The sequence below is a fragment of the Nocardia ignorata NBRC 108230 genome, assembly GCF_001612905.1.
Taxonomy (GTDB): domain Bacteria; phylum Actinomycetota; class Actinomycetes; order Mycobacteriales; family Mycobacteriaceae; genus Nocardia; species Nocardia ignorata.
This window is the reverse complement of record NZ_BDBI01000026.1, coordinates 212,798-230,637: the sequence shown is the minus strand read 5'-3', so window position 1 is coordinate 230,637 and position 17,840 is coordinate 212,798. Positions and strand designations below refer to the sequence as shown.

The window sequence follows — 17,840 nt, the reverse complement described above, 5'->3', positions numbered from 1 at the left end:
CGCGCCGCGCCGCGACCGCCCCACCGGCGAGTCCCGTTCCCGCAAGCCCGCGGGCGCCGGCGGACACGCCCGGAGCAGCGACACGCCGACGAATTCGCGGCGGCGCGCCGGTCGTCCGGCGGCTCCGGCGGGCAACCGCAACCGTTCCGCAAACTGATCAACCCTGAATCACCGCGTGGCCGAACTGATTACGGTTCGGCCACGCGCCGTTTCCGGCCCCACCTTTCGAGCGCGCCACGCGCATCCGCCCGCCGGACCGCTCACACGGCTATCATCGGCACAGTGCGATTTCTTCCGGGCCCACCGCCGCCGTACGACCTGACCTACGACGATCTGTTCCTCGTCCCGAACCGGACGGATGTCGCGTCCCGCTTCGATGTGGACCTGGCCAGCGTCGACGGCTCGGGCACCACCATCCCCCTCGTCGTCGCGAACATGACCGCGGTGGCCGGTAAGCGGATGGCCGAGACCGTCGCCCGGCGCGGCGGACTGGTCGTCCTGCCCCAGGATCTGCCGATCCCGGCGGCCGCCGAGACCATCGCGTTCGTCAAGAGCCGCTCGCTCACCGCCGACACCCCGGTCACCCTCGACCCCGACGCCGCGGTGTCCGACGCGCTGGCGCTGATGCACAAGCGCGCGCACGGCGCGGTGGTCGTCGTCGAGGACGGCAAACCCGTCGGCGTGGTCACCGAGGCGGCCTGCGCCGACGTCGACCGGTTCGCGCGGCTGCGCGAGATCGCCCTGACCGATTTCGTGCAGGCCCCCGTCGACGCCTCGCCCCGCGACATCTTCGACCGGCTCGCCGGATCACACACCCAGCTCGCCGTACTCACCCACCCCGACGGCACCCTGGCGGGCGTGATGACCCGCACCGGCGCCATCCGCGCGGGCATCTACACCCCGGCCGTCGACGCCGAGGGCAAACTGCGCGTCGCCGCCGCCGTCGGCATCAACGGTGACGTGGCCGCCAAGGCGAAGGCACTGGCCGACGCGGGCGCCGACGTCCTCGTTCTCGACACCGCCCACGGTCACCAGACCAAGATGCTCGAATCCCTGCGCACCGTCGCCGATCTCGGCCTCGGGCTGCCGCTGGTGGCGGGCAACGTGGTCTCCGCCGAGGGCACCCGCGACCTGGCCGAGGCCGGCGCGACCATCATCAAGGTCGGTGTCGGGCCCGGCGCGATGTGCACCACCCGCATGATGACCGGCGTCGGCCGCCCCCAGTTCTCCGCGGTGGCCGAATGTGCCGCCGCCGCACAGGAACTCGGCGTGCACGTGTGGGCCGACGGCGGTGTCCGGCACCCCCGCGACGTGGCTCTCGCGCTGGCCGCCGGCGCGTCGAACGTGATGATCGGCTCCTGGTTCGCCGGCACCTACGAATCCCCCGGCGATCTGCGCGTCGACCGTGACGGCAACGCCTACAAGGAAAGCTTCGGCATGGCGTCCAAGCGTGCCGTCGCCGCCCGCACCGCCGCCGACAGCGGTTTCGACCGGGCCCGCAAGGCGCTGTTCGAGGAGGGCATCTCCAGTTCGCGGATGCGCCTGGACCCCGAACGGCCGGGCGTGGAGGACCTGATCGACCACATCTGCTCGGGTGTGCGCAGCTCCTGCACCTACGCGGGCGCCCGCACCCTGCCCGAGTTCCACGAGCGCGCGGTGCTCGGTGTGCAGTCCGCCGCCGGGTTCGCCGAGGGCAGGCCGCTGCCGAGCGGGTGGTGATCGACCGGCCGGCCGGACGCCCACGAGCGCCGGTCGGCCGCGCCGCTGACACATCAACCGAGGCGACGGATTACTATGGAGTTGCCGATCTCGGCACAGCTCGTTTTCCCACCTCGAAAGGATCCAGTTGTCACCCGCGTCCAAGGGCGCCACACAGGAGGGCTCCTCTACGGAGCCGGGTGACAAACCCGGCGTCCTCCTTTCCGCAGCGTCCGTCCGATCCACTGGTCTCGCCCCCGCACCGCATGGGTGGTGCTGAGGATGTCCACCGTGCTGACAGTGCTCAGCCTGCTCGGTTTCGCCGCATTGACCCTCGGTACCGCCCTGTTCGTGGCCGCCGAATTCTCCCTCACCGCCCTGGAACGCAGCGCCGTCGAATCGGCCGCGCGCTCCGGTGACACCCGGTCACGACTGGTCAAACAGGCGCACAACACCCTGTCGTTCCAGCTCTCGGGCGCCCAGCTCGGCATCACCATCACCACTCTGATCACCGGCTTCATCGCCGAGCCCGTGCTGGCACGGCTGCTGGCGCCGCTGCTCGACGGCATCGGCCTGAGCGAGGCCGCCGCGACCGGTGTCGCGCTCGCGCTGGCGCTGATCCTGGCGACCTCGCTGTCGATGATCTACGGCGAGCTGGTACCCAAGAACATCGCCATCGCCAAGCCGATGGCGACGGCCCGGCTCACCGCGGGCCCGATGATCGGGTTCTCCGTGTTCTTCAAATGGCTGATCCGATTCCTGAACAACGCCGCCAACTGGCTGGTCCGCAGGCTCGGCATCGAACCGGCCGAGGAACTGCGTTCGGCCAGGTCACCGCAGGAACTCGGGTCGCTGGTGCGCACCTCGGCCCAGCGCGGCGCGATGGATCAGCGCACCGCGCAGCTGATGGACCGCTCGCTGGAGTTCGGTGAACGCAGCGCCGAGGACCTGATGACCCCCCGGGTGAAGGTGGAGTCGCTCGACCGCGACGACACCATCGCCGACCTCATCGCCGCCTCGGCGCGCACCGGGTACTCCCGGTTCCCGGTGATCGACGGTGACCTGGACAACACCCTCGGCGTCGTCCACGTTAAACACGCCTTCACCCATCCGGCGCACCTGCGCAAGCAGATCCCGCTCGGGAAACTCGCCGTCGCGGTACCGATCGTGCCCGCCAGTCTCGACGGCGACGAGGTGCTCGAACGGGTCCGCGCCGACGGCATGCAGGTGGCGCTCGTCGTCGACGAGTACGGCGGCACCGCGGGCATGGTCACGATGGAAGACCTGATCGAGGAGATCCTCGGCGACGTGCGCGACGAGCACGACGAGGAGGAACGCGATGTGCGCCGGGTGAGCGACGGCTGGGACTGCTCGGGTCTGTTGCGCATCGACGAGGTGTCCCGCGCGACCGGCTACGACGCGCCCGAGGGCGAATACGAAACCCTCGGCGGACTCGTCCTCACCCAGCTGGGCCGCATTCCGATGGGCGGCGACGAGGTCGTCCTGCCCGAATCGCGTGGCGGTGCGGGCGGCTGGGTGGCCAGGGTGGAACGGATGGACGGACGACGGATCGACCGGGTGCGCCTGGTGCCCGTCGACGACGCGAACCTCGCGGCACGGGAGCACAACCATGGGTGATCTGTTCGGAATCGTCCTCACCGTGGTGCTGCTCGCGGGCAACGCCTTCTTCGTCGCCGCCGAGTTCGCGCTCATCTCGGCCCGTCGTGATCGCCTGGAAGCCCTTGTCGCACAGGGGAAGAAGAAGGCCGCGACGGTGATCGAGGCGGGCGAGAACCTGTCGATGATGCTGGCCGCCGCCCAGCTCGGCATCACCATCTGCTCGATCCTGCTCGGCCGGGTCGGCGAACCGGCCATCGCGCACCTGATCGAGCGGCCGTTCGAACTGCTCGGGTTGCCCGAGCAGCTGCTGCACCCGGTCGGGTTCGCGCTGGCGCTGACCTTGGTGGTGATCCTGCACATCCTGCTCGGCGAGATGGTCCCGAAGAACATCGCGCTGGCCGGTCCGGAACGCTCGGCGCTGCTGCTGGTACCGATCCACCTGATGTGGTTGCGGATCGCGCGCCCCCTCATCGCGCTCTACAACTACGCCGCGAACCTCACCCTGCGAATGCTGCGCATCGAACCCAAGGACGAACTCGACGCGACGGTGTCAACGGTGGAACTGGCCGAGATGATCGGCGAGTCGCGATCGGAGGGTCTGCTCGACGAGGAGGAACACCGCAGGCTCACCCAGGCACTCGGCACCTCCGAGCGGATCGTCGGTGATGTGATGGTGCCGCTGGCCGACGCGCGTTCGGTGCCGTTGCGCGGTGACGGAACCACCCTCGGCGACGTGGAAGCCGCCGTGGCCGAGACCGGGTTCTCCCGGTACCCGGTCCGCGCGGCCGACGGTTCGCTCGTCGGCTACCTGCACATCAAGGACGTGCTCGACGAGGTCGCCGACGACAACGCGGGCCCCGACACCAAGATCCCCCGCACCGACATCCGCCCCCTGCCGACGGTCACCACGACCACCGCGCTCTACGAGGCGCTGGCCCGGTTGCGCCGCACCAGCAGTCATCTGGGCCGGGTGGTGGATGCCCGCGGAAACACCGTCGGCGTCGTCGCGCTCGAGGATCTCGTGGAGGAGTTCGTCGGTACCGTGCGCGACGGGACTCACCGCAAACCAGAATGATCGTGCCGCGCAGGATTGATCCATCCACCTGCGCAGTCCGCCGGAACGTCTGAGGAGCGCCGCCCTCTACCTCGATCGGACGCACGCGCTCGACTGACTGTGTGCGTCCGACGGCGAATCAGTCTCGGCGCCAGTCGCTTTCGCTTCCACACCGGTCGTGGTGCAGGCGGGTCGGGTATGTTGGGCGGGTTCCGATCCGCGGACTGGGAGGGCGAACGGATGGACCCCACGATCATGGCGACGGCGACGGCGGCCGCCTCGGCGGTGTCGGCAGGGCTCGTCGCCGGAATCACCGACACGTCGAAAGCGGCGATCGCCGACGCATACCGGGGATTCAAGGATCTACTCACCCGCAAGTACGGGTCGGTCGATGTCGAGATCGTCGAACGGCGGCCGGACGCGCCCTCGCGACAAGTGGTACTCGCCGAGGAACTCGATGCCGCCGGGGCCGACGAGGATCCGGAGCTGATCGAGGCGGTCCAGCGGTTGTGGCGGGTCATCGCCGAGCAGGCACCGGCCGTGGCGGAAACGGTCGGCGTGCGACTCGACCGAGTCGAAGCAGACGCGGACATCGAAATCAGCGATATCACCACGAGTTCCGGCAACGCCGCCCATCTCACCGACGTCAAGGCGGGCCGGTCGATCACGATCACCGGGATCCGAACCGGGTACACACCGGACCCTTCGACGGCGCCCGAGTAGTCCCCGGCTCCAGCGCGTCGTTCGCCCCGGGGAACGGGCCGATCTTCGACTTCGACGGCGTCACCGTCGGCGGTGATCTGCGGATCGAGCACACCCAGCGGTTCGAGATCGCCTCGAACGCGGCCCTGCTCACCGGGGCGTCGCTGTACGTCACCCAGGTACGCGAATTCCTCGCGCCGACAAGCGGTCTGCTCGAACGCGACGACGAGTTGCGGATGCTCGCCGAATTCTGCCGCGGTGACGCGCCGTACCTGTGGATTCGCGCGAACCCATGGGCGGGCAAGTCCGCGCTGCTCGCGTGGTTCGCGCTGAACCCGCCCGATGACGTCACCGTGATCAGCTTCTTCATCACCGACCGCCTGGCCGACCAGAACAATCACACCGCCTTCACCGACGCCGTCCTCGACCAACTCGCGGCCCTACTCCCCGAGCAGCGGGCCTTGATCGCCGCGGCAACGATCAACCGCGACGGCCTGCGAAACGAATTGCTGGCCACCGCCGCCCGCGAACTCGCCGCCCACGGCAGACGACTCGTCCTCGTCGTCGACGGCCTCGACGAAGACATCGGCAAGCCACCGATCGTCAACCTCCTGCCACGACTGCCCGTGGCGAATCTGCGGGTGATCGTCGCCGGCAGACACGGTCCACATCTACGAATCGTCGCGGGCCACCCACTGCACGACGCCCCGATCCACCGCCTCACTCGATCGAAACACGCGGCTGGGATCCGCGAACGTGCCATCGAAGAACTCGACCAATTGCTGCGCGGCCCTGAGAGATTCCGCCGCCTGCTCGCCCTCGTCACCGCCGCCAACGGCCTCACTGCCAGCGAACTCGCCGAACTCACCGACCTCGCTCCCTATGAAATCGACGACCTGGTCCGCGGTGTCTCCGGACGCAGTTTCCGCGCCAGTTCCCGCTCACTCGAACTCGACGGTTCCCTCGATCCGATCCACGCCTTGGCGCACGAGACCCTCCAGCGCACCGCGGAACAGCGCCTTGGAACGCGACTGCTGCGAGAGAGCCGGGACCGTCTGCACGCCTGGGCGGACGAATACCGGGAAGCCGGGTGGCCACCCGAAACCCCCGATTTCCTACTGCGCCGGTATTTCTCGATCCTGGACCGGGCCGATGATTACGCGCGGATGGCGGAGCTGGCGCTGGATACGACCCGGCACGATCGCTTGCGGGCGCACACCGGCGGTGACTCTGTCTCGCTCACCGAGATTCGCACCGTCCAGCGGCGCATCTGTGAGCATCACGATCCCGACCTCACCACGACAGCACACCTGGCTCGGCTGCGCGATCAGCTCCGGGACCGCAACGACAAAGTTCCCGCCGCGCTTCCGGCGCTCTGGGCGCACCTCGGTCGAGTTGATCGGGCCGAAGCCCTGGCGCTGAGCCTGCCAGACCGCGCACGACAAGCCGATGCGCTGGTATACCTGGCCGAAGAGATCGCCGAGACCGAACCGCGGCGGGCCGATCGCCTCATCGAGCAGGCGGAGTCGATTGCTTTCGATGAGAGGACGACGACTCGAGACGCCGACCACCGTGCACAACTGCGGGCTCGAATAGCCGCGGCGATTGCCCGCCGTGACCCGGATCGCGCATTGCGTCTCGTTACATGGATACCTGTCTCGAGTCGGACAACCGCGACGATCGAGATCGCCGAGATCATCGCGCAATCCGACGCGGACCGCGCGGAAGCACTCGCACGGACTGCCGAGCGACCCGACATCGTCCTGCCGCGGGTGGCCGCCGTTGTGGCGATCTCCGACCCCGGCCGTGCCGAAGCCATCGCCAACACCATCGTGGACCCCCACCGGCGGGTCGTGGCACTGACGCGTATCTGCCTGGCGCTGGGGACCATCGATCCCCGCCGCGCCGTCCGACTCGCCGAGCGAGCCGAAGCAATTGTCGACGACGTCTCGGACGGGACTACGCGGGTCTACCTCCTCGCTGATATTGCCGCGGCTGTCGCGTCGGTCGACGCAGAGCTGGCCACGCATTCGGTCGCGCGCGCCGAAGAGCTCGTGTCAGCGCTCCTCGATCCCCAACAGCAACTCCGCGTTATCCCCTACTTGTCCTCCGCGATGCTCGAGATCGATCCCGACTGGGCAGCTCGAAGGGTGCTGCACGCCGAAACCCTGGTCGGCACCGACAACATCGGGAGCAACGAACTCATGGAGATGGCCGCGGTGGTCGGTCGAACGGATCCGGAACACGCCGAACGGCTGGCACGGTCTCTCCCCGACCCTGGATTGCAGTCGCTTGCACTTGTCCGGGCGGTCCGGGCGGTCGCGCACACCGCCCCCGACCGCGCCGAGTCGATGGCCGAGGGGATCGCCGATTTCGAGCAGCAGGCCGCCGCCCTGATTTCGGTCGCCTGGACAGTCGCGGACGGTCGTCCGGAACACGCCGCCCAGCTCGCGGAGCGTGCGGGAAACGTCGCCGCATCAGCAGCCCACCCGTCTCGGGACGCTGATGCGGTTTGCCGTGCTGCTCGGGCGCTATCGCCGCAGGACCAGGACCGAGCCGAAAGACTCGTGCGCAGAATCAGCCATCCGCGGCTTCGTGCCGACGCGCTCATTTCGGTCGTCAGGGAAGCGAGCGCCGATCCGGATCAGTCCATCCGCCTCGCCGAGCGTGGCGATGACCTGGTGGCCGACATGCCGGATCCGGAACTGCGCGACGCCATGCTGGCGAGCGTCCTGCCCGCCATCGCGGTCACCGATCCCGATCGTGCGATCTATCTCGCTCTCGGCTTCGCGGACCGAACTGCGCGGGCGGACTCGATCACCCGAGTCGCCGAGCGGATTGCCCGGCAAGATCCAGACCACGCCACAGTCGTCGCCCACCTGTTGGGCCCGACGGATCGGGCACTCGCCCTGGCCCGCATCGCTCGGGCCGTCGCCCCTACCGATCCGGACCGGGCATCGCGGCTGATCGACGATGCCGAGGAACTGGCAAGCCGAAACCAGCACTCCGGCGCGGCGAATCGCATCCTCGCAGCTGCGGCCGACTCGATCGTCGATATCGACGCGACGCGTGCCGCTGCGCTCGCCGAGCGCGCCGCATACACCCCGATCGTCCCAGCGGATGCTGCGGTTCATCTGGTCGGTTCGACGTCCTTGAATTACATGATCGTGGCTTCGGCGGCCCGCACCGACACCCAGTACGCCGAACAACTCGCGCACCGCCTGCACGATCCGCTCCGCCAGACCACCGTCGGGTCGCTGGCCCGTGTCTCACCGCAGGAAGCCGGATCGCTCGCGTACCGAATCCGGGACCCGTTCTGGCAGGCACACGCGCTGACCCTCGTTGCCGTCGGCCTCGCCGAATCCGATGCCGCGCAGGCCGAATCGCTCGCTTACGCCATCCACGACCCTGAGCACCGTGTCTACGCCTTCACTCGCGTCGCCGAGGAAATCGCCGCACGCTCGCCCGCACAGGCCAAGCGATTGCTAGCACGCGCCTGGCTCACCGGCAGGTGGGCGATCCCACTGTCCGGGCTGAGGGTAGTGGACCAACTTACGCTGCGTGCCCTGGTGTCGGAAATCTACGGCGAGGAGTAGCCACCTGCATAGTCGCCGATGAATTCCTCCCTGCTGCAGGGCAATCGGTCAGGCGGAATCGCCGGATGGTTCTGGTGTGACAGCCGCTTTCGCCGCCGTCTCGCATTCCGGGGAGTCGGAGGGCCTGGTGACCGCGTCGATCTGTTCGCCGAGATAGCGCAGGACCACCGCGATCATCGCGACCACCGGGACCGCGAGGAAGGCGCCGGTGATGCCGTAGAGTGAGCCGCCCGCGGTCACCGCGAGCAGCACGATCACGGGGTGCAACTCCATGCTGCGGCTCTGCAGGACCGGTTGCAGCACATTGCCTTCCAGCTGCTGCACCGCGATCACGACACCGAGCACGATCAGCGCGGTGGTGAAGCCGTTGCCGACCAACGCGACCAGGACGGCGAGCGCGCCCGCCACGAACGCGCCGACCATCGGGATGAAACCGCCGACGAAGGTGATCACCGACAGCACCAGCGCCAACGGCACGTCGAGGATGAACAGGGCCGCGCCGATGAGGGCGGCATCGACGAAGCTGACGATCGCCTGCGTGCGGATGAACCCGCCGAGGGTCCCCCAGACCCGTTCGAGCACAGCCTCGATGTGACGGCCGCTGCGGTTGCCGCACACGACATGCATCCAGGGCAGCAGGCGCGGACCGTCCTTCAGGAAGAAGAACACCAGAACCAGCACCAGGAATATCGTGATCAGGACCGACGTCGCGGTGGATACGCCGGTGAAGACACCGTTGGCGATCTGGGTACCGCTGGACTGCAGTCGCGACACGATCGCGTCGACAGCGGAGTCGAGCTGCTCGTCGCGGATGTTCAGCGGCGGACCTTGAGCCCAGTCACGCACCTGGTTCACACCGGCGGTCGCCTTGTCCGCCAGCTGCGGTGCCTGATCGGCGACCGACGGCACGATCAGTGCGATCACTCCCGCCACCACCGCGAGAAAACCGACCAGGGTGATCGTGGCGGCCAGCGAGGGTCGCATCCGGTGGGCAGTGAGCCATCGGGTCGCGGGCCACAGGATCGTGGTCACCACAACCGCGAGCGCGACCGGCAACAGCACCACCCACAGTTTTCCCGCGATCGTGCCGAGCACCCACGCGCCCGCCGCGATCGCGACGACACACAGTGCCCATTTGGCCAGCCACAGCAGTCCGCCACCGATCACCTCGCCTCGGTCGCGGCCCTGCTGCCCATCCGTTCGCGCCTCAGCGCTCGCATTCCCCATCGCGCCCACGCCGCTAGTCTGGCATGCGCCCCGGCGCCGCCGCATGATGAACATTCCTCGTCGGCGCGCCTCGACGGTGGTGAGATCCGTTTTTGCGCGGTACGCATTCGCGGAGTTCGGCGAGGATAATCGAAGTGGGACGAAGTTGCGGCACCACCACCAGGAGCGAGCAATGATCCACAGTCATCGGGCGTTTTCCCATTTGGTCCGCGCCACGGGCGAAGAGAATTTCGGCGACGATCAGTTACGGCACGCGGCCTGGGTCGCGCGATGCGTGGGCCGCCTGCGCACCTGCCCGCTGCGTCCCGAGGACTACGACGAATTCGCCGACCGTTTCGAGCCGAGACACCTGGCCGCCGGGTCGTTGCTGTTCGCCGCCGGCGCCGCATCGGAGGGGGTGTGGTTCGTCCGGCAGGGCCTGGTCGAGCTGTCGGTCGGCTCGGCGCAAGAACAAACGGTCATCGACGTCCTGCGCCCCGGCGACCTCGACGGCGATCTCGCCCTGCTACTCGAAACCCCACCGCCCTACACCGCCCGCGCCCACACCGATGCGCACTGCCTGTTCCTGCCTGCCGCCGCTTTCGACGCGCTCCTGGCCGAGCACCCCGCCATCGCCCGACGCTGGCTCACGAGCGTGGCGAAGCGCCTCGCCGCCGGTCAGGGCCGCCTCATCAACATGCTCGGCCGCCCGCTGCCGACCCAACTGGCCCAGCTCCTGCTCGACGAGGCCGTCGACAACACCGTCGAGCTGCCCCACCGCACCCTCGCCGCCATGCTCGGCACCTCTGTCTCCACCTTGAACAAAGCCCTCAAAGAATTCGACCGGGACAACCTGATCACCCTCCACGACCCGACGATCGCCCTCGCCTCCCCCGAGCGTCTCCACCACCTCGAGTCGTCGCACTGACCCGGGGCGGTCCGGCCGCGTGCCGCCGAACGACCCGGCGGGCGACACTCGCGCCCGCCGGGGCCGGAATTCGGCTCAGATCTCCGCCAGCTGGTGGTCGGTGACGTGGGCGGTCAGGTAACGCAGGTGATCACTCGAGTCGCCGAGGGTGTGTTCGATGGCGGTGAGGCGGGCGGTGTAGTGGCCGACCGGGTACTCGGCGGTCATGCCGATGCCACCGTGCATCTGGATGGCTTCCTGGCCGATGTGCCTGCCGGAGCGGCCGATTCGCAGTTTCGCCCGAGCGGCGACCAGCGGGTCGGCGATGCCGTCGGCCAGTGACATCGAGGCGTACAGGCTCATACTCCTGGCCAGTTCCAGCGAGACGTACATGTCGGCGGCGCGGTGGGTGAGCGTCTGGAAGGCACGCAGTGCGACCCCGAACTGTTTGCGGGTGCCCAGGTACTCGGTGGTCAGGCGCAGCGATTCGCTCATGGCGCCCACCGCTTCGGCGCCGAGCGCGGCCTGGGCGGTGACGATCGTTTCGCCGATCACATCGGCGGCGTCGACCGGGTTGCCGAGGGGTTCGGCGGCGGCGCCGTCGAAGGTGAGGTCGGCACCGCGGCGGCCGTCGTGGGTGCGGAAGGCGGTGACCGTGACGCCCGGATCGGTCGGTTCGACCAGGAACAGGCCGGTGCCGCCGTCGGGCAGTGCCGCGCTGACGATGAACTGATCGGCCGAATCCGCGGCGGCGACCGGATGCTTGCGCCCGGTCACCCGCCAACTGCCATCGTCGCGGGTCGCCCGGGTGGACACCGCGGCGGACGGTGGCCGCATCCCCGGCTCGACATGGGCGAAGACCGGCCTGCGCTCGCCTGCCGCGATCCCGGGCAGCAGCTGTTTGCGCTGTTGCGCGGAGCCTGCCCGGGTGATGACGGCGCCGGGGATCAGCGCGCAGTCGAGCACCGGTTCCGGCGCGAGCGCACGCCCGAGTTCTTCCAGCACGAGCATGGTCTCGATCGGGCCCGCGTCGAGTCCGCCGTCGTCGGCGGGGATGGTGAGGCCGAGCAGACCGATCTCGGCGAAAGTCGACCACACCTGCGGATCCCAGCCGGGGTCGGTGGCGACGACCGTGGCGCGCCGTTCGTGGGTGTAGTGCCGGGTGAGGACGCTACGGACGGTGTCGCGCAGCATGTCCTGTTCGGTGGTGAATTCGAAATCCATTGCGCTGTCTCACAGTCCGAGGATCGTCGAGGCGATGATGCTGCGCTGCACCTCGCTGGATCCTCCGTAGATCGAAGTCTTGCGGTAGTTGAGGTAGGTGGCGGTGCTGCGCCGCGCCCAGTCGGGCTCATCGGTCTCGCGGGCGAGCGAGTCCGGACCCGCGATGTCGACGAGCAGTTCGGTGACCGCCTGCTGGAGTTCGGTGCCGCGCAGTTTGAGAATCGAGGACACCGGGTTCGGTGCGCCGTCGGCGGAACCCGCGACGACACGCGCCTGCACGAGTTCGAGTGCGATGAGCTCGTTTTCGAGTTCGGCGATGCGGGCGGCGAACATCGGGTCGTCGAGCAGGGTGCCGGATCCGAGCCGGGTCTGCTTGGCGTGTTCCTTGGCCAGCCACAGCCGCACCTTGGTCTGCCCGACGGCGGCGATGCCGGTGCGTTCGTTGCCGAGCAGGAACTTGGCGTAGGTCCAGCCCTGGTTCTCCTGGCCGACGAGCTGGTCGGCGGGCACCCGCACGTCCTCGAGGAATACCTCGTTCACCTCGAAGCCGCCGTCGATCAGTTCGATCGGGCGGACGGTGACGCCCGGTGTGTCCAGCGGGAAGAGCAGCATCGAGATGCCTGCTTGCTTCTTGGGCGCGTTCGGATCGGTGCGGGCCAGGCAGAACATCCAGTCCGCGCTCTGCGCGGCGGTGGTCCAGGTCTTCTGGCCGTTGATCACGTAGTCGTCGCCGTCGCGGACGGCGACCGTGCGCAGCGAGGCGAGGTCGGATCCGGCCTCGGGTTCGGAGAAGCCCTGGCACCACCAGATGTCGAGATTCGCGGTCGCGGGCAGGAAGCGCTGCTTCATCTCCGGCGCACCGAACTGCGCGATGACCGGCCCGATCATGTTGGTGTTGAAGGTGAGCGGTTCGGGGACCGAGGCGAGCTGCATCTCGTCGTGCCAGATATGACGCTGCACAGGGGTCCAGTCACGGCCGCCCCATTCGACCGGCCAGTGCGGCACCGCGAGCCCGTGCGCGTTGAGGATGCGCTGGGTGGTGACGATGTCGTCCTTGCTGACCTCGGCCATGTGCCGGGTGCGATTACGGATGTCGTCGGGGATTTCCTGCCGGAAGAAGGCACGCAGCTCGTCGCGGAAGGCGAGCTCGTCCTCGGTGAGTGCCAATTGCATGCTCGGGAATGTTACACAGGCAGCGATATGTTTCAAATACCGTCGGCGGCCTATGCTGTCCCCTGTGACGCGAACCGAAGGGACACGCGCGCCCGGACGACCGGCCGCGGCCACCCGCGACGATGTGCTGCGCGTCGCGATCGACACGTTCCTCGCGGGCAAGCGCGTCGACGTCAACGCCATCGCCGCCCAGCTCGGCCTCGGGCGCACCAGCATCTACCGCTGGTTCGGCTCCCGCGACGGCCTGCTCGGAGCCGCGATCGCCCACCAGCTCGAGCGCATGGTCGCCCACACCGCCCGGACGTGCCGGGCGACCGGCGGAGAACGCCTCAACGAGGTTCTGGACCGCTGCATCCACTGGCTGGTCGAGGACGATTCGCTGCGCACCTATTTCGACAACGAGTCGACCAGCGCCCTGCGTCTGATCACGCGCAGCGACGGCATCGTCCACCAGACCGCGGTCGCGGTCGTGGCGGGCCTGATCGAACGCGCCGAAGCCGAGGGCTACCAGCCGCCCATCGTCCGCGACACCTTGGCCTACGCCCTGGTGCGGCTGTGGGAAGCGTTCCTGTACAACGACGCGGTCGCCGGTTTCCGCGGCGATGTGGATCGGCTCCGACAGGTGCAGGTAGCGCTCCTACGAGCCTGACCTGCGCCGGGTCGTCGGTGCCTCCGGCTGATACGGGACAATGACAAAGGTGAGCACGCACTACGACCTGGACTCCGCTCTCGAACCGCGGGTATTGCCCGAGGCCGAGTGGCAGGCCGCCGCGTCCGCACACCGGGAGCGACTCGATCGGCTGGTCGGTCCGTATCTGGAGCGGCGGGCGGCGGGGACCACGCATCCGGTCATCGATTTCCTGTTCACCTACTACGGGAACAAGCCCGCGCAGCTGCGGCGGTGGCATCCGGGGTTCGGGATCGGTTTGCGGGGAGCACGGGAGTACGCGGGTGCCCGCGGCTATCACCGGCTGGGCGACGATGTGTTCACGGCCGACCCGGCGTATCTGGTGAAGCGGCGGGAAACGGTGGAGTTCGTCGGGCGGTTGCTGACCGCTACCGCGGCGCGGCCCGCGCAGCTGTCGTGCTTCGGGTTGCACGAGTGGGCGATGGTGTACCGCACCGACGAGGTGCGCCATCAGCAGGTGCCGTTGCGGTTGGGGCATGCCGGGACCGATGCGGTGGTGGAGTCGATGTCGTTGCGGTGCACGCACTTCGACGCGTTCCGGTTCTTCACCCCTGACGCGGTGGGGCGCAATTCGGAACCGCTGACGCGGGCCGATCAGGTGCACCGGGAGCAGCCGGGCTGTCTGCACGCGAACATGGATTTGTACAAATGGGGTTTCAAGCTGGCCCCGCTGATTCCCTCGGATCTGCTGCTGGATTGTTTCGAACTCGCCTGCACCGCACGGGAACTCGACATGCGTGCCAGCCCATACGATCTGCGCGAATTCGGCTACGAACCGGTCCGCGTCGAAACCCCCAACGGCCGTGCGGAATACGTGCGCGCCCAAGCCGCCGTCGCCGAATCCGCCGACTCGCTCCGCACGCGATTACGCGACGCCTGCACCGAATTGTCGGCCGCCTTGGAGCAGCTCGCCACCTAACCGCCGCGCCGCAGCACGACAGCGCTCGCGCACAGCGCGACCGCCACCGCGACCCACGGCGCACTCCCCCCGGGCACCAGATCGATCAGCACACCGGTGACCACGGAGCCGATCAGCACACCCACCCCGCCGATGGACGCGAGCAACCCGTAGTACGACCCGAGCCGCCGCTCACCGGCGATGCGCCCCACCATGTCCCGCGACACCGGCAGCACGATCATCTGCCCGAGCGCCAGCAGCAGCACGAACACCGCCGCCGGAATCAGCCCCGCCACGCCGTGCCACCGGGCGGGCGCGCACACCGCCATCACCAGGAACGCGGTCGCCATCACCAGCAGCCCGACCGGCAGGGCGGCGGCCGAACGCGCCCGCCGGGTCACCGGCAACTGCGCGACCACCACGAACAGCGACGAGAGCGCGAAGAACCAGCCGAGCGGCGCCTGCGAACCCCACGCCCGTTCCACCTCGAGCGGCAGCAGCAGATACAGCTGGTTGTAGGCGACCAACTGCGTGCTCATCGCCACCGCGAACACGAGAAACCGCTTGTTGGCGAGCACTTCCCGCCAGCCCTCGCGCCAGGTGCTGTGCGCACCGGGTGTGCGGGGCAACCACCGCAGATGCGCGAGCAGGATCACCGCGAAGACCCCGGCCGCGACCAGGCATGCCACCGCGAAGTCGGCGGCGAGCAGCAAGGCCCCGAGCAACGGGCCGGTGAACGCCCCCACCTGCCCGAATGCGGAGAACAACGCGAACGCCTCGGTGCGTGCCCGCCCCGCGCTCCCGGCCGCGGTGGCGAGCGCGCTCTCGACGGCGGGCGAGAACAACGCGCCGGCGAACCCGATCAGCACGGTCGCCACCACGATCCCCGGCACCGAGGTGACCGCCGCCAGGCCGACGAACCCTGTTATGCGACAAAGGCAGCCGGCGACGACCACGGGTCGCACGCCCCACCGGTCGGCCAGCGAACCACCGACGAAGAACATCCCCTGCTGCGAGAAGGTGCGCAAGCCGAGCACCGCCCCGACGAACGCCGCGCGCAGCCCGAGATCCTCGGTCAGGTACACCGACAGGTACGGCAGCACCATGAAGAAGCCGACGTTGAACGCCAGCTGGGTGAGCACGAGCAACCGCACCGCCGGAGTCGCGGCGACCAGATCACGCGACAGCGACCACCGGTCGAGCAGTGGCCGACCCGAACCCGGCACCGCGGATCAGGGTGCGGGGACCGGGACCGGCCCCGGTTCGAACAGGATGGACAGCCGGCCCTTCGCCGCGTCGGTGATCACCTCGGCGCGCACGTTGTACACCTCGGCGATCAGATCGGCGGTCAGGACGTCGACCGGCGGACCACCCGCCACGACCCGGCCCTCCTTCAACACGACCACCGCATCGCAGAACATGGCGGCCAGATTCAGATCGTGCAGGGCGATCACGCTGGTCACCGGCAGCCGGGTGACCAGAGCGAGCAATTCGAGCTGATGGTGGATGTCGAGGTGATTGGTCGGCTCGTCGAGCAGGAGTTCACGCGGTTCCTGCGCCAGCGCCCGCGCGATCTGCACACGCTGCTTCTCACCGCCGGAGAGCCGGTGCCACAAGCGGTCCGCCTTCGCCGTGAGCCCGGTGTGTTCGAGCGCGGCGGCCACCGCGGCTTCGTCGGCGGCGGTGTTGCCGCCGAAGGTGCCGCGATGCGGGATGCGGCCGAGCCGAACCACGTCGGCGACGGTGATGTCGACGTCGGTGTCGGCGTGCTGACTCACCACGGCGACCGCCCGCGCGATCTGCCTGCGTTTGACGGCGGTGAGGTCGTCCCCGTCGAGGGTCACCACGCCCGAGGTCGGCCGCACCACTCCGTTGAGCAGCCGCAACAACGAGGACTTTCCGGACCCGTTGGGCCCGAGCAGGCCGACGGTCTGCCCCGGCGACGGCGTGAGACTCACCCCGTCGACGACGAGCGCCCCGCCCCGATCCCAGGTGACGTTCTGCGCGTGCAGCGTCATCGCACACTCCTTCGGCGCGACAGAATGACGATGAACGCGGGCACACCGATCAGGGCCGTCCCCACCCCGACGGGCAGCGGGGTCGGCGCGAACGCCACCCGTGAGATCGCGTCCACCCACACCATGAACACCGCGCCGAGCAGCGCGGTCGCCGGAACCAACCGGCTGTGGCGGGGACCGACGAGGAAGCGCGCCGCGTGCGGAAGGACCAGCCCGACGAATCCGATCGCGCCCGCGACGCTGACCAGGGTCGCGGTGATGAGCGCGGTCACGATGAGCAACAGCATGCGCACCTTGGCGACGGCGATGCCGAGCGAGGCGGCCACATCGTCACCGAAGGAGAAGGCGTCGAGCACGTAGGCGAAGTACAGGCACACCGCCGCACCCGCCAGCACGACGATCGCGCACAGCGTCACATCGTCCCAGCGCACCCCTTCCAGCGAGCCGAGCAGCCAGAACATCACGCCGCGTGTCTCGTCGGAGTCGGCGAACGCGAAGATGACGAACGAGGTGAGCGCCGAGAACAATTGGGTGCTCGCGACGCCCGCCAGGATCACCCGGTCGTTGCTGCCGCCGGACATGCGGGCCAGTAGCAGCACCAGCCCGAACGCGACGAGCGAACCGAGGAACGCCCCGCCCGACAACCCGAGCGCCGCCCCGCCCACCCCGAGCACACCGACGATCACCGCGCCGGTCGACGCACCGGAGGAGATACCGAGGACGAACGGGTCGGCCAGCGGGTTGCGCAGCAGCGACTGCATGATCACACCGCAGATGCCGAGCCCGGCACCGCACGCGGCGGCGACCAGCGCACGCGGCAGGCGTTCCTCCCAGACGATCGCGTTCTTCGACACCCGCACGGGGACATCGGTGAGCCCGAGGTGGTTCAGCAGCACGTCGCGCACGTTCACCGGCGAGATGTCGGCCGGGCCGAGGGTGACGGCGATCAGGATCGACACCGCGAGCGCGGCGAACCCACCGACGACGATCAGCGTCCAGAGCACCAGGGGACGCTCCCGAACCGGACCGAGGGTGGTGCGTGCCTGCTCGCGCACG

14 protein-coding genes are annotated in these 17,840 nt (G+C 68.9%); 8 read left to right on the top strand and 6 right to left on the bottom strand.

Annotated features, from left to right (window positions below; translation table 11 throughout):
* Window positions 1-282: 282 nt before the first annotated feature.
* The 5 genes from NI2_RS22730 to NI2_RS22710 all read left to right on the top strand — a co-directional run bounded on the left by NI2_RS22730 (window position 283) and on the right by NI2_RS22710 (window position 8,670).
* Window positions 283-1,719 (top strand): GuaB1 family IMP dehydrogenase-related protein, encoded by a 1,437-nt coding sequence (locus tag NI2_RS22730; RefSeq protein ID WP_067493809.1) that lies wholly within the window; start codon window positions 283-285, stop codon window positions 1,717-1,719.
* Window positions 1,720-1,980: 261 nt separating this feature from the next.
* Window positions 1,981-3,336: a hemolysin family protein gene (locus NI2_RS22725; RefSeq protein ID WP_067493915.1), complete on the top strand. Its 1,356-nt coding sequence runs from the start codon at window positions 1,981-1,983 to the stop codon at window positions 3,334-3,336.
* Entirely contained in the window at window positions 3,329-4,393 is a 1,065-nt protein-coding gene (locus NI2_RS22720; protein ID WP_067493807.1) for a hemolysin family protein, read from the top strand. Before NI2_RS22725 ends, NI2_RS22720 begins: the two co-directional genes overlap by 8 nt.
* A gap of 219 nt (window positions 4,394-4,612) precedes the next feature.
* Complete coding sequence (locus NI2_RS22715; RefSeq protein ID WP_067493805.1) at window positions 4,613-5,095, top strand: Het-E N-terminal domain-containing protein; 483 nt, start codon at window positions 4,613-4,615, stop codon at window positions 5,093-5,095.
* A 215-nt stretch (window positions 5,096-5,310) separates the two neighbouring features.
* Window positions 5,311-8,670, top strand: a complete 3,360-nt coding sequence (locus NI2_RS22710) for a P-loop domain-containing protein (protein WP_067493803.1) — start codon at window positions 5,311-5,313, stop codon at window positions 8,668-8,670.
* 48 nt (window positions 8,671-8,718) lie between these two features.
* On the opposite strand, the gene NI2_RS22705 is transcribed toward NI2_RS22710, so the two are convergent.
* A complete protein-coding gene (locus tag NI2_RS22705; RefSeq protein ID WP_067493801.1) occupies window positions 8,719-9,897 on the bottom strand; it encodes an AI-2E family transporter in 1,179 nt (392 codons plus the stop codon).
* A gap of 172 nt (window positions 9,898-10,069) precedes the next feature.
* Here NI2_RS22705 and NI2_RS22700 point away from each other — a divergent pair, with 172 nt between their 5' ends.
* Window positions 10,070-10,804 carry a Crp/Fnr family transcriptional regulator gene (locus NI2_RS22700; RefSeq protein WP_067493799.1) on the top strand — a complete coding sequence of 245 codons (735 nt, stop codon included), beginning with the start codon at window positions 10,070-10,072 and terminating at the stop codon, window positions 10,802-10,804.
* A 75-nt stretch (window positions 10,805-10,879) separates the two neighbouring features.
* Here NI2_RS22700 and NI2_RS22695 read toward each other — a convergent pair whose 3' ends face one another.
* Window positions 10,880-12,007, bottom strand: a complete 1,128-nt coding sequence (locus NI2_RS22695; RefSeq protein ID WP_067493797.1) for an acyl-CoA dehydrogenase family protein — start codon at window positions 12,005-12,007, stop codon at window positions 10,880-10,882.
* A gap of 9 nt (window positions 12,008-12,016) precedes the next feature.
* Window positions 12,017-13,180 carry an acyl-CoA dehydrogenase family protein gene (locus NI2_RS22690; protein ID WP_067493795.1) on the bottom strand — a complete coding sequence of 388 codons (1,164 nt, stop codon included), beginning with the start codon at window positions 13,178-13,180 and terminating at the stop codon, window positions 12,017-12,019.
* Window positions 13,181-13,244: 64 nt separating this feature from the next.
* Here NI2_RS22690 and NI2_RS22685 point away from each other — a divergent pair, with 64 nt between their 5' ends.
* Window positions 13,245-13,829 (top strand): QsdR family transcriptional regulator, encoded by a 585-nt coding sequence (locus NI2_RS22685; RefSeq protein WP_243749675.1) that lies wholly within the window; start codon window positions 13,245-13,247, stop codon window positions 13,827-13,829.
* Window positions 13,830-13,869: 40 nt separating this feature from the next.
* Complete coding sequence (locus NI2_RS22680) at window positions 13,870-14,787, top strand: 3-methyladenine DNA glycosylase (protein WP_084476623.1); 918 nt, start codon at window positions 13,870-13,872, stop codon at window positions 14,785-14,787.
* Here the strand turns inward: NI2_RS22680 and NI2_RS22675 are convergent.
* The 3 genes from NI2_RS22675 to NI2_RS22665 are packed head-to-tail and all read right to left on the bottom strand — an operon-like array spanning window position 14,784 to window position 17,839.
* Window positions 14,784-15,992 carry an MFS transporter gene (locus NI2_RS22675; protein ID WP_067493791.1) on the bottom strand — a complete coding sequence of 403 codons (1,209 nt, stop codon included), beginning with the start codon at window positions 15,990-15,992 and terminating at the stop codon, window positions 14,784-14,786. The genes NI2_RS22680 and NI2_RS22675 overlap by 4 nt on opposite strands.
* Window positions 15,993-15,998: 6 nt before the next feature.
* Window positions 15,999-16,784, bottom strand: a complete 786-nt coding sequence (locus NI2_RS22670; protein ID WP_067493789.1) for an ABC transporter ATP-binding protein — start codon at window positions 16,782-16,784, stop codon at window positions 15,999-16,001.
* On the bottom strand, window positions 16,781-17,839 hold the full coding sequence (locus NI2_RS22665; RefSeq protein ID WP_084476622.1) for a FecCD family ABC transporter permease: 1,059 nt from the start codon (window positions 17,837-17,839) through the stop codon (window positions 16,781-16,783). Before NI2_RS22665 ends, NI2_RS22670 begins: the two co-directional genes overlap by 4 nt.
* Window position 17,840: the final 1 nt, after the last annotated feature.

What these genes read in the sequence shown, in the direction of transcription:
- NI2_RS22720 (WP_067493807.1), top strand. Translation starts at nt 3,329, where the DNA reads ATGGGTGATCTGTTCGGAATCGTCCTCACCGTGGTGCTGCTCGCGGGC.
- NI2_RS22695 (WP_067493797.1), bottom strand. Translation starts at nt 12,007, where the DNA reads ATGGATTTCGAATTCACCACCGAACAGGACATGCTGCGCGACACCGTC.
- NI2_RS22705 (WP_067493801.1), bottom strand. Translation starts at nt 9,897, where the DNA reads ATGGGGAATGCGAGCGCTGAGGCGCGAACGGATGGGCAGCAGGGCCGC.
- NI2_RS22680 (WP_084476623.1), top strand. Translation starts at nt 13,870, where the DNA reads ATGACAAAGGTGAGCACGCACTACGACCTGGACTCCGCTCTCGAACCG.
- NI2_RS22670 (WP_067493789.1), bottom strand. Translation starts at nt 16,784, where the DNA reads ATGACGCTGCACGCGCAGAACGTCACCTGGGATCGGGGCGGGGCGCTC.
- NI2_RS22710 (WP_067493803.1), top strand. Translation starts at nt 5,311, where the DNA reads ATGCTCGCCGAATTCTGCCGCGGTGACGCGCCGTACCTGTGGATTCGC.
- NI2_RS22715 (WP_067493805.1), top strand. Translation starts at nt 4,613, where the DNA reads ATGGACCCCACGATCATGGCGACGGCGACGGCGGCCGCCTCGGCGGTG.
- NI2_RS22700 (WP_067493799.1), top strand. Translation starts at nt 10,070, where the DNA reads ATGATCCACAGTCATCGGGCGTTTTCCCATTTGGTCCGCGCCACGGGC.
- NI2_RS22690 (WP_067493795.1), bottom strand. Translation starts at nt 13,180, where the DNA reads ATGCAATTGGCACTCACCGAGGACGAGCTCGCCTTCCGCGACGAGCTG.
- NI2_RS22725 (WP_067493915.1), top strand. Translation starts at nt 1,981, where the DNA reads ATGTCCACCGTGCTGACAGTGCTCAGCCTGCTCGGTTTCGCCGCATTG.